Annotated in this window: 14 protein-coding genes and 1 pseudogene; 9 read left to right on the top strand and 6 right to left on the bottom strand. The window is 68.4% G+C overall.

All coding sequences use genetic code 11. The features are described 5' to 3' along the window. Together ACN9M6_RS15180 and ACN9M6_RS15175 are read left to right on the top strand one after the other, a co-directional pair. A pseudogene (locus ACN9M6_RS15180) lies at nt 1–227 on the top strand (hypothetical protein); the annotation flags it as partial. 80 nt (nt 228–307) lie between these two features. Then, nucleotides 308–1,459, top strand: coding sequence for a PQQ-dependent sugar dehydrogenase (locus ACN9M6_RS15175; RefSeq protein WP_419163720.1), 1,152 nt, complete (start codon nt 308–310; stop codon nt 1,457–1,459). 6 nt (nt 1,460–1,465) lie between these two features. Here ACN9M6_RS15175 and ACN9M6_RS15170 read toward each other — a convergent pair whose 3' ends face one another. From ACN9M6_RS15170 to ACN9M6_RS15160, 3 genes are all read right to left on the bottom strand, one after another. Next, the gene (locus tag ACN9M6_RS15170) at nt 1,466–2,224 is read right to left on the bottom strand and encodes a hypothetical protein (protein WP_419163719.1); all 759 of its coding nucleotides are present in this window, start codon (nt 2,222–2,224) and stop codon (nt 1,466–1,468) included. Nucleotides 2,225–2,331: 107 nt separating this feature from the next. Next, complete coding sequence (locus ACN9M6_RS15165; RefSeq protein WP_419163718.1) at nt 2,332–3,123, bottom strand: PhzF family phenazine biosynthesis protein; 792 nt, start codon at nt 3,121–3,123, stop codon at nt 2,332–2,334. Next, on the bottom strand, nt 3,120–3,587 hold the full coding sequence (locus tag ACN9M6_RS15160) for an acyl-CoA thioesterase (protein ID WP_419163717.1): 468 nt from the start codon (nt 3,585–3,587) through the stop codon (nt 3,120–3,122). The genes ACN9M6_RS15165 and ACN9M6_RS15160 overlap by 4 nt, the downstream gene beginning before the upstream one ends. Nucleotides 3,588–3,668: 81 nt before the next feature. Here ACN9M6_RS15160 and ACN9M6_RS15155 point away from each other — a divergent pair, with 81 nt between their 5' ends. The 7 genes from ACN9M6_RS15155 to ACN9M6_RS15125 all read left to right on the top strand — a co-directional run bounded on the left by ACN9M6_RS15155 (nt 3,669) and on the right by ACN9M6_RS15125 (nt 11,815). Next, nucleotides 3,669–4,145 (top strand): EVE domain-containing protein, encoded by a 477-nt coding sequence (locus ACN9M6_RS15155; RefSeq protein WP_419163716.1) that lies wholly within the window; start codon nt 3,669–3,671, stop codon nt 4,143–4,145. Between the two features lie 20 nt (nt 4,146–4,165). Beyond that, nucleotides 4,166–4,714 (top strand): LemA family protein, encoded by a 549-nt coding sequence (locus tag ACN9M6_RS15150; RefSeq protein ID WP_419163715.1) that lies wholly within the window; start codon nt 4,166–4,168, stop codon nt 4,712–4,714. Further along, entirely contained in the window at nt 4,711–6,489 is a 1,779-nt protein-coding gene (locus ACN9M6_RS15145) for a DUF2207 domain-containing protein (protein ID WP_419163714.1), read from the top strand. Before ACN9M6_RS15150 ends, ACN9M6_RS15145 begins: the two co-directional genes overlap by 4 nt. 14 nt (nt 6,490–6,503) lie before the next feature. Continuing rightward, nucleotides 6,504–6,974, top strand: a complete 471-nt coding sequence (locus ACN9M6_RS15140) for a redoxin domain-containing protein (protein WP_419163713.1) — start codon at nt 6,504–6,506, stop codon at nt 6,972–6,974. A 104-nt stretch (nt 6,975–7,078) separates the two neighbouring features. Further along, complete coding sequence (locus ACN9M6_RS15135; RefSeq protein WP_419163712.1) at nt 7,079–7,423, top strand: 4a-hydroxytetrahydrobiopterin dehydratase; 345 nt, start codon at nt 7,079–7,081, stop codon at nt 7,421–7,423. Beyond that, nucleotides 7,420–8,628 carry a succinylglutamate desuccinylase/aspartoacylase family protein gene (locus ACN9M6_RS15130; RefSeq protein ID WP_419163711.1) on the top strand — a complete coding sequence of 403 codons (1,209 nt, stop codon included), beginning with the start codon at nt 7,420–7,422 and terminating at the stop codon, nt 8,626–8,628. Before ACN9M6_RS15135 ends, ACN9M6_RS15130 begins: the two co-directional genes overlap by 4 nt. 4 nt (nt 8,629–8,632) lie before the next feature. Continuing rightward, a complete protein-coding gene (locus ACN9M6_RS15125; protein ID WP_419163710.1) occupies nt 8,633–11,815 on the top strand; it encodes an Ig-like domain-containing protein in 3,183 nt (1,060 codons plus the stop codon). Between the two features lie 49 nt (nt 11,816–11,864). Here the strand turns inward: ACN9M6_RS15125 and ACN9M6_RS15120 are convergent, their stop codons facing one another. From ACN9M6_RS15120 to ACN9M6_RS15110, 3 genes are all read right to left on the bottom strand, one after another. Then, nucleotides 11,865–13,034 (bottom strand): aminotransferase class V-fold PLP-dependent enzyme, encoded by a 1,170-nt coding sequence (locus ACN9M6_RS15120; RefSeq protein ID WP_419163709.1) that lies wholly within the window; start codon nt 13,032–13,034, stop codon nt 11,865–11,867. 25 nt (nt 13,035–13,059) lie between these two features. Further along, nucleotides 13,060–13,506, bottom strand: coding sequence for a hypothetical protein (locus tag ACN9M6_RS15115; protein WP_419163708.1), 447 nt, complete (start codon nt 13,504–13,506; stop codon nt 13,060–13,062). A gap of 95 nt (nt 13,507–13,601) precedes the next feature. Continuing rightward, on the bottom strand, nt 13,602–15,062 hold the full coding sequence (locus ACN9M6_RS15110) for a class I adenylate-forming enzyme family protein (protein ID WP_419163707.1): 1,461 nt from the start codon (nt 15,060–15,062) through the stop codon (nt 13,602–13,604). Nucleotide 15,063: the final 1 nt, after the last annotated feature.

Here is a 15,063-nt window from a genome sequence, read left to right as displayed (position 1 = left end):
TCATGTACCAGTCGAACTACGTCAGCGGGCTGCGCGTGCTCGACATCAGCGACCGCGAGAACCCGCGCGAGGTCGGCTTCTTCGACACCGTGCCGTGGGACGAGTCGGTCACGTTCGATGGCTCGTGGTCCAACTACCCCTTCTTCGCGAGCGGGACGATCGTCGTCTCAAGCGGCAAGGAGGGGGTCTTCTTCCTCAAGTACCGCCGGCCGGAACTCGTGCCCTGAGAAACCGTTGGACGGGGGCCTCGGCGAGACCGTCGCTGGCGGCGCGAGATCTCGCCGTTCTGGCGGGCATCGCGGGCATCGTGTGGGGTGGGTGCTCGGACGGCACGGGTCCGGGTCCCTCTCCTGCCCCGCCTCCACCGCCGCCCCCACCCCCCGAGCCCGTTAGCTTCGAGCTCGCGGCGAATACGGTTCTCAGCGGACTCGAGCAGCCGGTCTTCCTCGCCGCCCTCCCCGGTGACGCGCGCCTCTTCCTGGTCGAGAAGACCGGCCGCATCCGCATCGCGGACGCCGGAGGGCAGCTGCTCGGCACGCCCTTCCTCGACCTGACCGGGCGGGTGGGTACGGCGTCGGAGGGCGGTCTCCTGACCATGGTCTTTCACCCTCGGTACGCGGACAACGGCTACGTCTACGTCTACTACACGGATACGGGTGACGACACGGTCGTGGAGCGCTACACGGTGTCGAGCGATCCCGGCCGGCTCGACCCCGGTTCGGCGAAGCAGATCCTCGCGCTCACCCAGCGTCGCACGAACCACAACGGGGGGATGCTCCAGTTCGGGCCCGACGGGATGCTGTACATCTTCCTCGGCGACGAAGGCGGAGGCGGTGATCCGTTCGGGAACGGGCAGAACCCCGAGACGCTGCACGGTTCGATCCTCCGCATCGACGTGGATGGAGGCGATCCGTACGCGATCCCCGATGACAACCCGTTCGCGGGACAGGAGGGCGCGCGCGGCGAGATCTGGGCCATCGGAGTCCGGAATCCGTGGAGATCCACCTTCGACCCCGAGGGAGACGTTCTGTACGTGGCGGACGTCGGCCAGAACGAGATCGAGGAAATCAACGCCGTGCCCGCGGGCGAGGCGGGGGTCAACTACGGTTGGAACACGATGGAGGGCTCGACGTGCTTCCAGAGTTCGGGATGTGATATGTCCGGTCTCACGCTCCCGGTGGTGGAGTACACCCATGCGGGCGGGGCCTGCTCGGTGACCGGAGGCTACGTCTACCGCGGGTCACGACTCCCCGAGATCGTCGGCCACTACTTCTACTCGGACTTCTGCTCGGGCTTCCTGCGCAGCTTCCGGCTCGACGGAGGAGAGGCCGCCGACGAACGAAGCTGGGACGTGCGGAATCTGGGCGCGGTGTCCTCGTTCGGCGTCGACGGCTCCGGGGAACTCTACGTGGTGGACATCGCCGGTTCCGTGGCCCGGCTGGAGCGGCGCACACCCTGACGTCCGTCAGAGACCGACGGCCACCCCCACCTGAAAGAGCATGAAATCGGCATCCGAGTAGATCGGTGTGAACGAGGTGCCGCCGACCCCGTCTTCCACGATGCTGCCGGGTAGGAGGTACTTCGTCCGGCCGTGCCTCCGGTACTGCACCTCTAGCTTCAACGAGAGCGGGGTGTTCGACTGGTTGAGCCGGATCGCGAGGCCGCCGCCGGCCCCGTACGCGAGACGGACATCGTCGAAGTTGACGGTGGTCCCGTAGTCATAGGACTCGAAGGGATCCCATCGGTCGACGGAACTCACGGTGAAGAAGTAGCCGACGCCGACGAAGCCGTTCACATAGGGCTGGATCGGACCGTACGGAAGCCGAATTTCGGGCCCCAGGCCGACGTAGCCGATGTTGTTACGGGTGACGAGATCGGCCACGATCCGGTCCGTGACCGCGAGCACGGGAATGCCGAAGCGCTCCGAGCCGTAGTTCACGTATCCGGCATCGAACCGCAGCCGGAAGGCGCGGGCGTCATCGAATCCGAGCGAGGCGATGAATCCCGCGCCGAAGCCCTCGTCGATGAGCGAGCCGAACTGGCCCTGCGGCGACATGACGGTGAAGACTCCGCCAAGCTCCCAGCGCGCGGCGTTCCCGCGAGGGCTCTGTGCGGCGAACGGTCCGCCGGGTGCCTGTGCCTCTACCGCGGGCGCCAGGGCCGCCAGCGCAATCAGTCCCGCCCCCATGCGGCGTGCGTGCCGCCACGGTGTCCGAGTGTGCATGTTCTCCTCCGCTGCGTCCTGTGCGTACAGGTGCCCGTGAACCAATGTACGACATCCCTTGGACGGCCGACCCGTCCAAGGGGTCACGGCGTTCCGGGCGTCCGCGTTCACAGGCTGATCTCACCGCACAGGTAGAGGGCGGCGCGACCGGCGATCGTCACGCGTTCCCCGAGGTGGCGACAGACAAGCGTCCCGCCGCGGGCGCTGATCTGCCGGGCCTCGAGAGAGGCATCCCCGCGTCCGAGCCGCGCGGCCCAGTAGGGCACGAGCGTGCAGTGCGCCGATCCGGTCACCGGATCCTCCCGCACCCCCACGCTGGGCGCGAAGAACCTCGACACGAAGTCCGCGCTCACCCCCGGAGCGCTCGCGATGATCCCGAGCCGGTCCAGACCGCGCAGGCGCGCGAAATGCGGTTTCAGCTTGCGAACATCGTCTTCGGCCGCAAACAGCACCAGGTAGTCACGGTCCGATGCCAGTACTTCGATGGGCTCGGCGCCCAGGCCCTCGATCAGCGCCCGGGGGGCGGCCCGGGGCACCGCCGGTTTCGCGGGAAAGTCCATCACGAGTCGTCCGTCCTCGCCCTGCCGCACGATCAACTCCCCGCTCCTCGTCGCGAAACGGACATCCTCTCGTTCCGGCCCCATCTGGTTGAGAATCACCCACGCCGAAGCCAGCGTCGCGTGGCCGCACAGATCGACCTCCGAGACCGGCGTGAACCAGCGCAGACCGAACCCCGCGCCTTCGGGCACGAAGAACGCCGTCTCGGAGAGATTGTTCTCGGCGGCAATCTTCTGGAGGGTGGCGTCGTCCAGCCACGCGTCGAGCGGACAGACAGCGGCCGGGTTCCCCTCGAAAGGCCGGTCCGCGAATGCGTCGAGTTGATAGAGCGGGATCTTCATGCTCTCTCCGTAGGCGGTTTCCTTTCGCAGACGCCCGACAGGCTCGCCTTCCAGCGCGCCTCGAAATCGGCGGGCAGCGGGGTCGGGCGTCCGTCCCCGTCAAGCCAAACTAGCACGGCGAGCGCTTCCGCCACGATCTCCCGCTCGGGCAGGCGGAGAATCTCGCTCGCCAGCGAGAAACTGGTCCTGCCGACGCGCGCGAGCGCGGTCGTGACGATCAGCCGATCTCCGTAGAGGGTGGGACTCCGGAAGTCCACCTCGGCCCGGACGATGTTCGTGAGCCAGTCCCGGGCCAGCGAGCGCACGGAGTACCCGCAGCGCTCCATCGCCGACAGCCTCCCCTGTTCCAGCCAGTTCAGGTACACGGCGTTGTTCACGTGACCGAGCATGTCGAGTTCGTAGGTGCGTACCGCGATCTCGATCTCGAAAGCGTCCACTTGGCTCCCCGTTGCGGATTCGTCCATCCGTTCGTCGGCCGGTAGATTCGTCCTATCTGGGCGGCCGGCCCGGGCAACGTCAAGAGACGGGCTGGAGGAGGGCCTGACATGCCGATTGAGATCACGGGGTACTGGCTGGCGAAGACCGAGCCGCATGTGTATTCGATCGACGATCTCGCGCGGGACGGCGAGACCGAATGGGACGGGGTGCGCAACTACCAGGTCCGGAACTTCATGCGCGACCGCATGAACCCCGGCGAGAAGATCCTCATCTATCACTCCAACACCAAGGTGCTCGGCGTCTACGGCGTGGCGGAGGTGGCCGGCCCGGCGCACGCGGACTCGACGCAGTTCGATCCCGACAGCCGGTACTTCGACGCCAGGTCGAGCCGGGACAATCCACGCTGGTGGTGTCCCGATTTCCGGTATGTCGAGACGTTTGCCACGCCGGTGACACGGCAGACGATGAAAGAGACCGGCGGCCTCGAGAGTATCAACGTGATGAAGCGCGGCATGCGACTGTCGGTCATGCCGGTGACGGAGGAGGAGTTCGAGATCATCCTCCGTCTGGGCCGCGGGGAGTAGGCGCGAAGCAGGAGGAAATCATGTTGTGGTTCCTTATCATACTGGGAGTGATCACGTTCGTCGTGATCGGCATGTACAACAGTCTCGTGCGCCTGAGGGTGCGCGCGGACAGCGCCTGGGCCGACATCGACGTCCAGCTCAAGAGGCGCTGGGACCTGATCCCCAACCTCGTGGAGACGGTGAAGGGGTCCGCCGGACACGAGCGGGAGACGCTGGAGGCGGTGGTCGAGGCGCGAAACCGGGCCATGAGCGCGCAGGGACCGGCCGAGGCGGCCGAGGCGGAGGGGGTGCTGGCCGGAGCACTCGGGAAGCTGTTCGCCCTCTCGGAGGCTTATCCGCAGCTCAGGGCCGTGGAGGGGTTCACCGACCTTCAGGGGTCTCTCGATGACCTCGAGGAGGGGGTCCAGAACGCCAGGCGGTATTACAACGCGGTCGTCCGGGACTACAACACGAAGACCCAGCTCTTCCCGACGAACGTTCTGGCCCGGCTGTTCGGCCACACCGGCCGGCAGTTCTTCGCCCTCGACGATGAGCGACAGCGTGAGGGCCCGAGCGTGAACTTCTCATGATGGGCCGAAGCCTGAGGCCCGCCGCGCGGGTGAGGGCCGCGGGAACGATCGCGGCGACGCTGACCGCGTTTCTCGGCGGCTCCTGCGCGTCCCCTGCCCCGGTGGCCGCGCAGGACGGGCGTTCCTGGCGGATCGAGAGCTTCCACGCCGACATCCGGGTGCTCGAGGACCGCACCATCGAGGTAACCGAGACGATCCGGCCCAGGTTCGAGGGACGGTACAACGGGATCTACCGCACCATCCCCGTCGAATACCGGTCCGGAGGCCTCCGGTACCGACTCCGGCTGTCGGTGGAGTCTGTGACGGACGAGGCGGGGAACGGCCTCCGCTACGAGACCGACCGTGAGGGCGACAACCTCGAGATCAAGGTCTGGGTGCCCGGAGCGGTCGACGCCACCCGCACGGTTCGAGTCACCTATGAGGTGACGAATGCCCTTCGGTTCTCGGACGCGGATGAAGGGGAAGACGGGATCGTCGAAGCGTACGACGAACTGTACTGGAACGTGACGGGAACCGAGTGGCCGGTGCCGATCGATGCGGCAAGCGCCACGGTACGCCTCCCGCCCGCGGTGGGGGGCATCCGCGCGCAGGCCTTCACGGGCGGGTACGGTTCGACGGGAGAGGAAGCGACGGTCGAGATCGCGGGCTCGCAGATCGACGTGCGGACCGACCGGCCGCTCGGCTTCCGGGAAGGGCTGACCGTCGGAGTCGCCTGGGACGCCGGCATCGTTCAACGCCCCACGGCCGTCGGGCTCGCCGCCATGTACCTGTTCGCGAACTGGCCGCTCTTCCTCCCCTTCCTGGCCTTCGGCTTCATGTACCGCAGGTGGAACGAGCGGGGACGCGATCCGGAGATCGGGTCCATCGAGCCGCGCTACGAGCCGCCCGCGGATCTGACCCCGGCCGAGGTCGGCGTCATCGTCGACAACCGGGCCGACCTGCGGGACATCACCTCAACGCTGGTGGATCTCGCCGTGCGCGGTCATCTGACGATAGAGGAGGAGGGGAAGGGGGATTACACATTCCGCCGTACCCGGTCCGGCGGCGACACGCTCGCCCCGCACGAGAGCGCGCTGGTGACGGCGGTCTTCGACGGCCGCCGCAGCCGTCGGCTGTCGGAGTTGAAGGACCGGTTCTACCGCCAACTTCCCGGCCTCAAGTCCCAGCTCCTGCGGACGCTCATCGAGCACGGCGTCTACTCGGAGTCTCCCACCCAGGTCGCGGGGAAGTATGTGGGGCTCGGGTTCTTCGTCGGGATCGCGATCTTCTTCGGAGGCCTGGTGGCCCGAGCGGCACTTCCCCTGGCGCCGCTCGCCATCGGACTGGCGGCGATCTTCTCCACCCTCGTCATCGTCGGGTTCGGCTGCTTCATGCCGGCGCGCACGAAACACGGGATCGAGTTGCTCCGCCACGTGAAGGGGTTCGAGGAGTTTCTCACGCGCGTCGAAGCGGACCGCTACAAGCGCGTGATCACGGGGCCGGAGGTGTTCGAGAAGTATCTGCCCTATGCGATGGCGCTCGGGGTCGAGAGCCAGTGGGCGGGTGCGTTCGCCGATATGTACCGCGAGCCGCCGGATTGGTATCGCGGGCATGCGCTGTCCACGTTCAACTCCCACATCCTCGTCAATAGCCTGAGCAGCATGTCGAGCGAGGCGCACAGCACCATGCTGTCCGCCCCGCGAAGCGCCGGCCCGCGCAACGTCGGGGGCTCGAGTTTTGCCGGCGGCGGGTTCTCTGGCGGCGGCTTCGGCGGCGGCGGCGGCGGTGCGTTCTAGCTATGATGAAACCCATGAAGATGTCTGTAGGCGACCGCGTGGAGCCCTTCACGCTCCCGTACGAGGCCGGCCAGACGATCGATCTCGCGGACCACCTGGGACGCGAGCGGATCGTCCTCCTCTTCTTTCCCTTCGCCTTCACCTCGGTCTGTACGGCGGAGTTCTGCCGGATCCGGGACGACTGGAGCGCGTTCGACGCCCTCCACGCCGTCGTACTGGGCATCTCGGTGGACAGTCCGTTCGTGACATCGCGGTTCCGGGCGGCGGAGAACATCCCCTTCCCCATCCTCTCGGACTTCAACCGCACGGTGACGGGCGAGTGGGGCGTGCTGTACGACGACTTCCACGGCTTTCACGGCGTCGCGAAGAGAGCGGCTTTCGTGATCGGCACCGATGGGAAGGTCGCGTACACCTGGGTCACGGAGGACGCGGGCGTCGAGCCGGACTACGCCGAACTTCTGAACGCGGTCGAGAACGCATGCTAGCGCAGCCCGTGGCAAAGAGTTGCGCCGGCCCGAACACGCGGCGATTCTTTCCCGTCTCCCCGCTCGTCTGTCACGTCGCCGGGCCGCAGCCATGAGAGGAACCCATGTCGAACTCGCTCGCTCAGCAGCAGTGCGTCCCCTGCCGGGGCGGCGTCCCGCCCCTGGAAGGAACCGCCCTCGCCGAACTGGCGGAGGAACTCGGGGGTGACTGGAGCGTCGTCGATGGTCATCACCTCGAGAAGGAGTACCGCTTCCCCAATTTCGTCACCGCTCTGGGGTTCGTGAACCGGGTGGGTGAACTGGCGGAGGAGCAGAACCATCACCCGGACATGTTCCTCGCCTGGGGGCGCGTCATCGTTCGCATCTGGACACACAAGATCGACGGTCTCACCGAGAGCGACTTCGTGTTCGCGGCGAAGACGGAAACGCTTCAGCGACCGCAGGCGTGAAGCACACCACGTCCTCGGCCGCCACAGATGAGGGAGCAGACCCCGCGCGGCGGATCGGTTCGGTTCGCGGCGGCGAACCGGGTCCACTCATCCTCTGCATCGCCTCCCTCCACGGGAATGAACCGGCCGGCACGGTGGCGCTGAAACGCGTGCTGGACGAGCTGTCCGGGAGCGGGCTCCCCATGCGCGGCGACCTTGTGGGCCTTCGCGGCAACCTTCCGGCGCTCGAAGCTGGGACGCGCTTCATCGATGAGGACCTGAACCGCATCTGGCAGCGCGAGCGGGTGGCGACCGTTCTGGAGTCGCTGCGCCCCGGGGGGGCGGCTCGGGAGGGCGCCGGACTGCCGATGGTGGGGAGCGCCGAACTGGCGGAACAGCGGGATCTGCTCGCAGCCATCCAGGAAGAGAGCCGGCGAGCCCGCGGGCCGATCTACGTGCTGGACCTCCACACGACATCGTCGGACAGCGCGCCCTTCACGACGCTGGGGGACACGCTTCAGAACCGTGAGCTGGCACTCCTGCTTCCGGTCCCCATGGTCCTCGGACTGGAGGAACAGATCGACGGCGCCATGCACCAGTACTTCGACCGCCTGGGTTGGCGTAGCATCGGGATCGAGGGAGGGCAACACACGGCCGCCTCGTCGATCGAGGCGCACGAGGACGCGGTGTGGATCCTGCTGGAGGCGATTGGACTCATCGAGGCGGGTAGCAGGTCGGGTCCGGAGGATCGGAGGGCTCGCCTGGCCCGCCGCGCGGAGGGTCTCCCGCGCGTCCTGGACGTTCGCTACCGGCATGTCGTATCCGAGGACGACGATTTCCGGATGCGTTCGGGGTTCAGGAACTTCGACCGGGTTCGGGCCGGCGACGAAATCGGCGCGGATCGGAACGGCGCGGTTCGAACGGAACGTGCGGGTCGTGTCTTCCTGCCGCTCTACCAGCGGCAGGGCGACGACGGGTTCTTCATCGTCCGGCGGCGGGCTCCCGCGTGGCTGACCGTCTCCCGGATCCTGCGCGGCGTGGGCGCGGACCGCGTGGCTGTCTGGCTGCCGGGGATCCATCCACACCCGGACCGCGAAGATGCCGTCCTCGTGGGCCGGTGGGCGCGCAACCGGTACGTGATCGGGCTTCTCCACCTCCTCGGGTTCAGGGCCAGGAACGAGAGCGGCGGAGGTGTGATGGTGCGGCGCGTGGAGGAGCCCGGCTAGCCCGATGTCCCGCCCCAGATCCCGCTCCGGAAGCCGCGCGTCGCTCATCGCGCTCGCGGCCGTGGCCGGATGGCTGGGAGCCTGCGGCACCGGGACCACATCGCCGGAGCCCGACCGCAACCGGAGCCCCCTCGTGGTGGACGCCATCCCGGCGACCGATGTGCCCATCGGGCAACTCGCGAACGTGGACGTGACTCCCTACTTCCGCGATCCGGACGGCGACGCGCTGACCTTCACGGCCGTTTCGGGAGATCCCCTCGTGGCCAGGGTGTCGGTGTCGGGGAGCGTCGTAACCCTGGAAGGCAGATCGCGCGGCACGGCAGCGGTGGCGGTCACGGCGAACGACGGGGACGGGCTCTCGGCGACCCAGCGCTTCGAGGTGACGGCGGGTGCGGCACTTACATTCGCGTTGGGAGTGGCCCAGGCGATCGAGGGAGTGGACGCGCGACTCGAGGTGGTACTGGCGGAGGCCGCAACCGCTCCTCTCACGCTGAGCTACACGCTGGGCCTGGACGCCTCCCACCTGACTGATGATGCGGAAGCGGCCGACTACTTCGCGAACGGCTCGGTTGAAGTGCCGGCGGGAGCGAGCGGGACGACGATCGCCATCACCGTCGTTGATGACGACGAGATCGAACCGCCGATCGAAGTCTTCACCGTCTCCCTTGACCGACCCGACAACGAGACGGGCTACGTGCTCGCCTCGCCCTCCAGCGCCGTGGTCGTGATCCGCGAAGGGGTGTGCGACCGGACACCGCAGGTGCGCGATGGGATCGTCGAGAGGCTCCGGGTCGACCTGTGCAGCGATCCCGATCAGCAGGACCTGGCCCGGCTCAAGGCGCTCCCGCTCAAGTGGGACGAAGACGGCGACGGCATCGATTACGACGAGATCATCACCGAGTTGAACGAGGACGACTTCCGTAACCTCCCGGGCCTGGAATGGCTCTCTCTGCAGGGCAACCGTCTGACCGAGCTCCCGGAGAACATATTCTCCGATCTTTCCAGTCTCGAGGTTGTGGATCTCTCGGGCAACGAACTCACCAGGCTTCCGCCGGGCCTGTTTTCCGGCCTCCGGAGACTGGGATGGATCTCGCTGTTCGACAATCGGCTGGCGGAACTGCCCCCCACCCTGTTTCAGGGGCTCACCGCCCTGCGGGAGCTGTATCTCGGAGACAACGAACTGACATCGTTGCCTCCGGGAGTGTTCTCGCGCCTGTTCAGGCTGGAAACGCTGGGTCTGGCGGGGAACCGGGTGGCGTTCGCGTTCCAGGTGCGGCTGGCGCGCGGCGACGGCGAGGATTCCACGGCCCCGGGGTCCGCCGAGCTGGAAGCGCGCATGCTTGAGGGAGCGCCGTTCACCATGATGCTTCCGCTCTCGGCGCGAGGCGGGACCCTCTCGGTCGACTCGATCCTGCTCCGGGCCGGGAGCACGGCGAGCGCACGCGTGCGGCTGACGCCCGACGACGGCTCGGACGCCCCGATTTCCGTGACCATCGGCACGGGGGATGCCCTGTCGGACATCTGCGTGGACCGCTGCGACGGCTTCGACATCGTCGCGGGCGATCCGCTGGTGGTGGCGAACCCCGAATCGGTGGCGCTATCGGTGCCCACCGCCTACGTGACGCAGGCGACGCAGAGTCGGGAGGGCGAGGTTCCCCTCGTCGCGGGCCGGCGTTCACTGCTCCGGGTCTTCGCGACGGCCGACGAAGTCAACAGCTTCAGAGCGTCGGCGAGGGCCACTTTCTTCCGGGGTGAGGTGGAGACGCACCGGGTCGCGCTCGAACCTCCCACCGGAGGGATTCCGCTGGAGGTCGACGAGAGCCGCCTGGGCCGGTCCTTCAACGCGATCATCCCGGGCCACGTCCTCGAACCCGGCCTGAGCTTGGTCGTGGAGATGGATCCTGACGGGACGGTCCCTCTCACCTCCGAGAGCCAGCCGCGCTTCCCTGCCCAGGGCCGTTACGATCTCGGCGTGCGGGACGTGCCCCCGCTTCACATGACGCTCGTCCCCGTGCAGTACCACACGGAGGCCAACCGCGACGTCAATCCGGGCGTAGCGGACTTCGCGGCCGAACTGGTCGCCGCCGCTTCCGGTGCCGGCTCGGCGCTGGCTCGGAGCGTCCTGCGGTATACCCGCACCGTGCTCCCCATCGGCGATCTGAGCCTGGCGCTGCGGGAGCCGTACTTCACGTGGGCGGATACGACGGAGGCGGGCGTCGCCGGCCTCCTGGGAGAGATCGAACTGCTGCGGACCATGGAAGCGAAAGACGACAATGAATATTACAGTGGAATATTCGGGGTGCCGGCGCCACGATCGCGACACCCGGACGCGTTCTGGATCGACGGTTTGGGGCTGCTCCGGGGCCGGACCACTCTGACGGCTTCCCACGGGGCCGATGGCCGGCTCCAGAAGGCCGGGCGTCTCGAGCTGGTCTTCGCGCACGAACTTGGCCACAATCTCGGACGGCCGCATACCCCCTGCGACGATCCCTTGACGGACCCGGGCAGAGTGGACGACGACTATCCCTGGGCGAACGGAACTATAGGGACCTGGGGGCACGACTTTGGCGACGAAGAAGGTTTGGGACTGGGCCATCTGTTCGATCCCGAAGGATACAAGGATTTGATGTCCTATTGTTATCCTCAGTGGATCAGCGACTACAGCTTCACGGAGATGTTCGAGTTCCGCCTCGCCAGGGCCTCGCGCGTCGCGACGGGCGCTGTGCCACCGGCGCGGGCCGCCCGCCCCGAGGCGGTACTGCTTCTGTGGGGAGGAGTGCGGGACGACGGGCTACGGCTCGAACCGACCTTCGTCCACACCGCGCGCCCCAAACTCCCCGAGGCGCCGGGCCCCTACCGGCTGGCGGGCATGGACGCGGAGGGCCGGAACCTGTTCTCACTCGGATTCGCGCCGGATGAGGTCGACGGGCGCGGCCGGACGTTCACGTTCGCCATTCCCTTCGACCCGGCCTGGGTGGCCGCGCTGGATCGCGTCACGCTTTCGGGACCCGAAGGCTTCACCGCCGTGGACCGCAGCCGGGGCGGGCGGGGGGCGCTGATCGTGGACCGCGCGACGGGGCGTGTGCGGAGCGTCGCCCGGGACTGGTCCGGCCGGCTGCCCCCGCCGCTGGCGACGGAGGACGCGGCCCTGGATATCATCCGCGGCCTCCCGCGACACCCGGACTGAGCCATCGGAGAGCCGGCGGCGGCGGCGGCGGGCGCGCCGGGAACCCTCTCTATGCGAAGGTCCTGAGGACCTGCCGGAGAGTTTCGATGTCGCGAGGCTCGTTGTAGACGTTCGGTGAAACGCGCAGGGCGTCGCCGCGGAGAGAGGCGTAGACCCGGGCCGCCGTAAGGCGCGCCTCGAGTTCCGCCAACTCGAAACCTGCCGGAAGGCGGACGCCGAGCATGTGTCCGGCGCGCCAGACATCGTCCTCGATCGCCCAGCCCCAACCCCGAAGTTCCTCCGCGAGTCCGGCGAGCAAGCCCTTGCAGTAGTCGAGGATGTGAGCGGGGTCCCATGAGAGGATCAGGTCGAGCGCCTCGATGAGCATGGGGATCAGGATGAAGTTGGAGGTCTGCCCCACGTCGTATCGCGCGGCCCCCTCCCGGTACTCGTCCGTGTAGTCGACGAGTCCCTGGAAGTCCTCGGCCCCGCGGCGAGAGATCCACGTCTCCTCGAGCGGGACGCCGTCGTCGAAGCGGGGGCCGAAGTAACCGAGCGACATCGAATAGGGGCCCATGATCCACTTGTATCCGACCGTGATGAGCGCGTCGGGCCGGATACGCTGCACGTCGAAGGGGACGGCGCCGATGGACTGGGAAGCGTCGATGACGAGCGCGGCGCCGACTTCGCGGGCCCCCCGGCCGGCGGCTTCAAGGTCGATCCGCGTGCCATCGGTCCAGTGGCAGTGCGGGAGGGCCACGACAGCGGTGTCCGGGCCGATCGCATCGAGCAGCCGTTCGTTCCACAGTGCCGCGGAGGGGGGCGGGCCGGGGCGCTCGACGGTTCTCAGTTCGCAGCCGAGGGCGGCCGCCCGGCGCCGCCACACATAGACGTTGCTCGGGAACTGCTCTCCGAGGACCACGATGTTCTGCCCCGGTTCCAGGGGCAGATTCCGGGCGGCGACCGCGATGCCGTAGGAAGCGGAGGGGAGGAGCGCGATCCGCTCCGGGGCGGCGTTCACGAGGCGCCCGAACCGGTCCCGGGCGCGGTCGCAGTCCGTGAAGAATTCCGAGCTTGCGAACGGGGTCGGCGAGAGCTTGCGCCGGATACCCGCCACGCCGGCCTCGGCGACGGAACGCGGCAGGGGCCCGAGATAGGCGCAGTTGAGGAAGTGGGCGCCTTCGTCGAGCTGAAACCGGCTTTTCTGGCAGGCGAGCGCGACGGCGGCGACGGTGCTCATCGGCCCCCCGCCATTCGAGAGCCGATCATCCGGGAGGCTCGGACACCGCGGGCTTTCTGAACCCCGCCGTGCGGCGCGGGACATCGAGTTCGGCGATCAGATGCTCGATGGCGCCCACCCGCACCTCCAAGCGGTCGAACCGTGCCTCGACTCGTTCGCGGTCTCGTTCGCGGTCCTTCGCGAGCTTCTCGCGCAGCGCAATGATTTCATTTCGAACGTCGGCGAAACCGTGGCGCGCGTCGGCGAAACCGTGGCGGGCGTCGGCGAACTCCTGGCGAAGACCAACAAACTGATGCCGGAGGACGACGAACCCGTCCCCGAGCGCGACGAACCTGTCCCCGAGCGCGACGAACCTCTCGCGCAAGCCGACAAACTCCTCGTGCATGCCGGCGAATCTTGCTTCGAACCTGGCATCCACCGCGTGTACGATGGCGTCGACAAGCTCGGCGTCGCGACCGTTGAGTGTCATCATGGTTAGACCGCTGCTGCCGGGAGATCGGAACGCAAGATCTTCGACATCACCCGCGATTGTCAAAGATCCTTCCTCCGCAGGATGTCGCCCGCTCATCAATCACATCTCAGCCCGGCCATCCGCGATCTCAGGCGAGCGCGGTCCACTTTCCCCGTCGCGGTGCGGGGCAGGCAGTCCACCATTTCCCAGCGGCGGGGCGCTCGCGCGCCCGAGAGGCGTTCGCGGCACCACCTGTCCACACGGGACGCGAGTTGCGGATCGCCCCCGACGATCACGGCGGTAACGATCTGGCCCCACGTCTGGTCGGGCAAGCCGATGACGGCCGCCTCGCGGACTTCGGGGTGGGCGGTGAGGACCGCCTCGACCTCGACCGGGTCGATATTCGCGCCTCCGCTCACGATCCGGTCGCGCAGCCGCCCCGTCACCTCGAGGCGACCGTGCGCGTCGAGGCGCCCGAGATCGCCGGTCGCGAACCAGGCGCCTCGCTGCCGCGGCGGCTCTCCGGCGTACCCGTGGAACAGGGTGGGGCCGCGGACTTCGATCTCGCCGCCCGCCGACTCGCCGCCGGGGGCCTCGTCGCCCTTCGCCTCCGCCACGGGACAGATGCGCACCTGCACCCCGGGCAGGGGGCGGCCGGACGACCGCTCGCCCGCACGGACTTCACGGGGAGTGGCCGTGGCGACCTGCGACCCCGCTTCGGTGAGTCCGTAGGTGAGGGCGACGGGCCAGCCGGCCGAGAGGGCACGATCCACCAGATCCGGCGGGGTCGCCGCGCCGCCCAGCAGGACCGCGCGCAGAGAGCCCGGCGGCCGGGCGCCGACGTCCAGCAGCCCGTGCAGCATGGCCGGTACAAGCGAGACGTGAGTGATGGCCAGGTCGCCGAGCGCCCGGACGACGGCCTCGGCGTCGAACCTCGGAGAGGCCAGCCCGACCGCGGCGCCGGCGGCAGCGGCCCTCAGCGGCACGGCCAGCCCGCCGACGTGCGCCCAGGGCAGGGTCGCGAGCCACCGGTCGCCAGGGCCGAACCCGAGGCGCTCGTTCGCCGCGGCGGCATTCGCGTCCAGCGATCGCCATTCATGGGCGACGAGGCGCGGGACGCCGTCGCTGCCCGAGGTGGCCAGGACGGCGCCGGCCTCAATGCCCGCCCCGAGCCGGGCCCCGAGCCCGGCGGCAGGGGGACCCGGGGAGGTGGGCTCCCGGCGGTGGAGCGTAAGCTCCCCGAACGCGGGCACCTCGAGAGAGCGTGAGCTCCATCCCGAGGCCGGCCACTCGATCCCGCGGCCGGTCAGCGCGGCCACCGGCCGAACCGTGGCGAGGAAAGTGTCGCGTTCGTACTCGGTCCACGCGGCGTGGAGGGGCGCCAGCACTCCCCCGGCCTTCGCGATGGCCCCAAGGGCAACGGCGCCGCCGGGGTCGAGCCGGCACTGGTGCGCGACCACGGCACCTCTTGGCACGCCCTCCGCGGACAGGGCGGCGGCGACCGTGTCGCTGGCAGCGCTGACTTCAGCGGCGGACCAGCTGCCTTCTCGCGACAGAAGGGCGAAGCCGGACGCCACA

Origin of the sequence: Candidatus Palauibacter sp., assembly GCF_965197445.1 — a bacterium.
Taxonomy (GTDB): domain Bacteria; phylum Gemmatimonadota; class Gemmatimonadetes; order Palauibacterales; family Palauibacteraceae; genus Palauibacter.
The sequence above is the reverse complement of the archived record's forward strand: the minus strand, read 5'-3'. Positions and strand labels throughout refer to the sequence as shown.

Coding starts and splice junctions, on each gene's coding strand:
- ACN9M6_RS15165 (WP_419163718.1), bottom strand. CDS start 3,123: ATGAAGATCCCGCTCTATCAACTCGACGCATTCGCGGACCGGCCTTTC.
- ACN9M6_RS15125 (WP_419163710.1), top strand. CDS start 8,633: ATGTCCCGCCCCAGATCCCGCTCCGGAAGCCGCGCGTCGCTCATCGCG.
- ACN9M6_RS15140 (WP_419163713.1), top strand. CDS start 6,504: ATGAAGATGTCTGTAGGCGACCGCGTGGAGCCCTTCACGCTCCCGTAC.
- ACN9M6_RS15160 (WP_419163717.1), bottom strand. CDS start 3,587: ATGGACGAATCCGCAACGGGGAGCCAAGTGGACGCTTTCGAGATCGAG.
- ACN9M6_RS15135 (WP_419163712.1), top strand. CDS start 7,079: ATGTCGAACTCGCTCGCTCAGCAGCAGTGCGTCCCCTGCCGGGGCGGC.
- ACN9M6_RS15120 (WP_419163709.1), bottom strand. CDS start 13,034: ATGAGCACCGTCGCCGCCGTCGCGCTCGCCTGCCAGAAAAGCCGGTTT.
- ACN9M6_RS15155 (WP_419163716.1), top strand. CDS start 3,669: ATGCCGATTGAGATCACGGGGTACTGGCTGGCGAAGACCGAGCCGCAT.
- ACN9M6_RS15145 (WP_419163714.1), top strand. CDS start 4,711: ATGATGGGCCGAAGCCTGAGGCCCGCCGCGCGGGTGAGGGCCGCGGGA.
- ACN9M6_RS15115 (WP_419163708.1), bottom strand. CDS start 13,506: ATGATGACACTCAACGGTCGCGACGCCGAGCTTGTCGACGCCATCGTA.
- ACN9M6_RS15150 (WP_419163715.1), top strand. CDS start 4,166: ATGTTGTGGTTCCTTATCATACTGGGAGTGATCACGTTCGTCGTGATC.
- ACN9M6_RS15170 (WP_419163719.1), bottom strand. CDS start 2,224: ATGCACACTCGGACACCGTGGCGGCACGCACGCCGCATGGGGGCGGGA.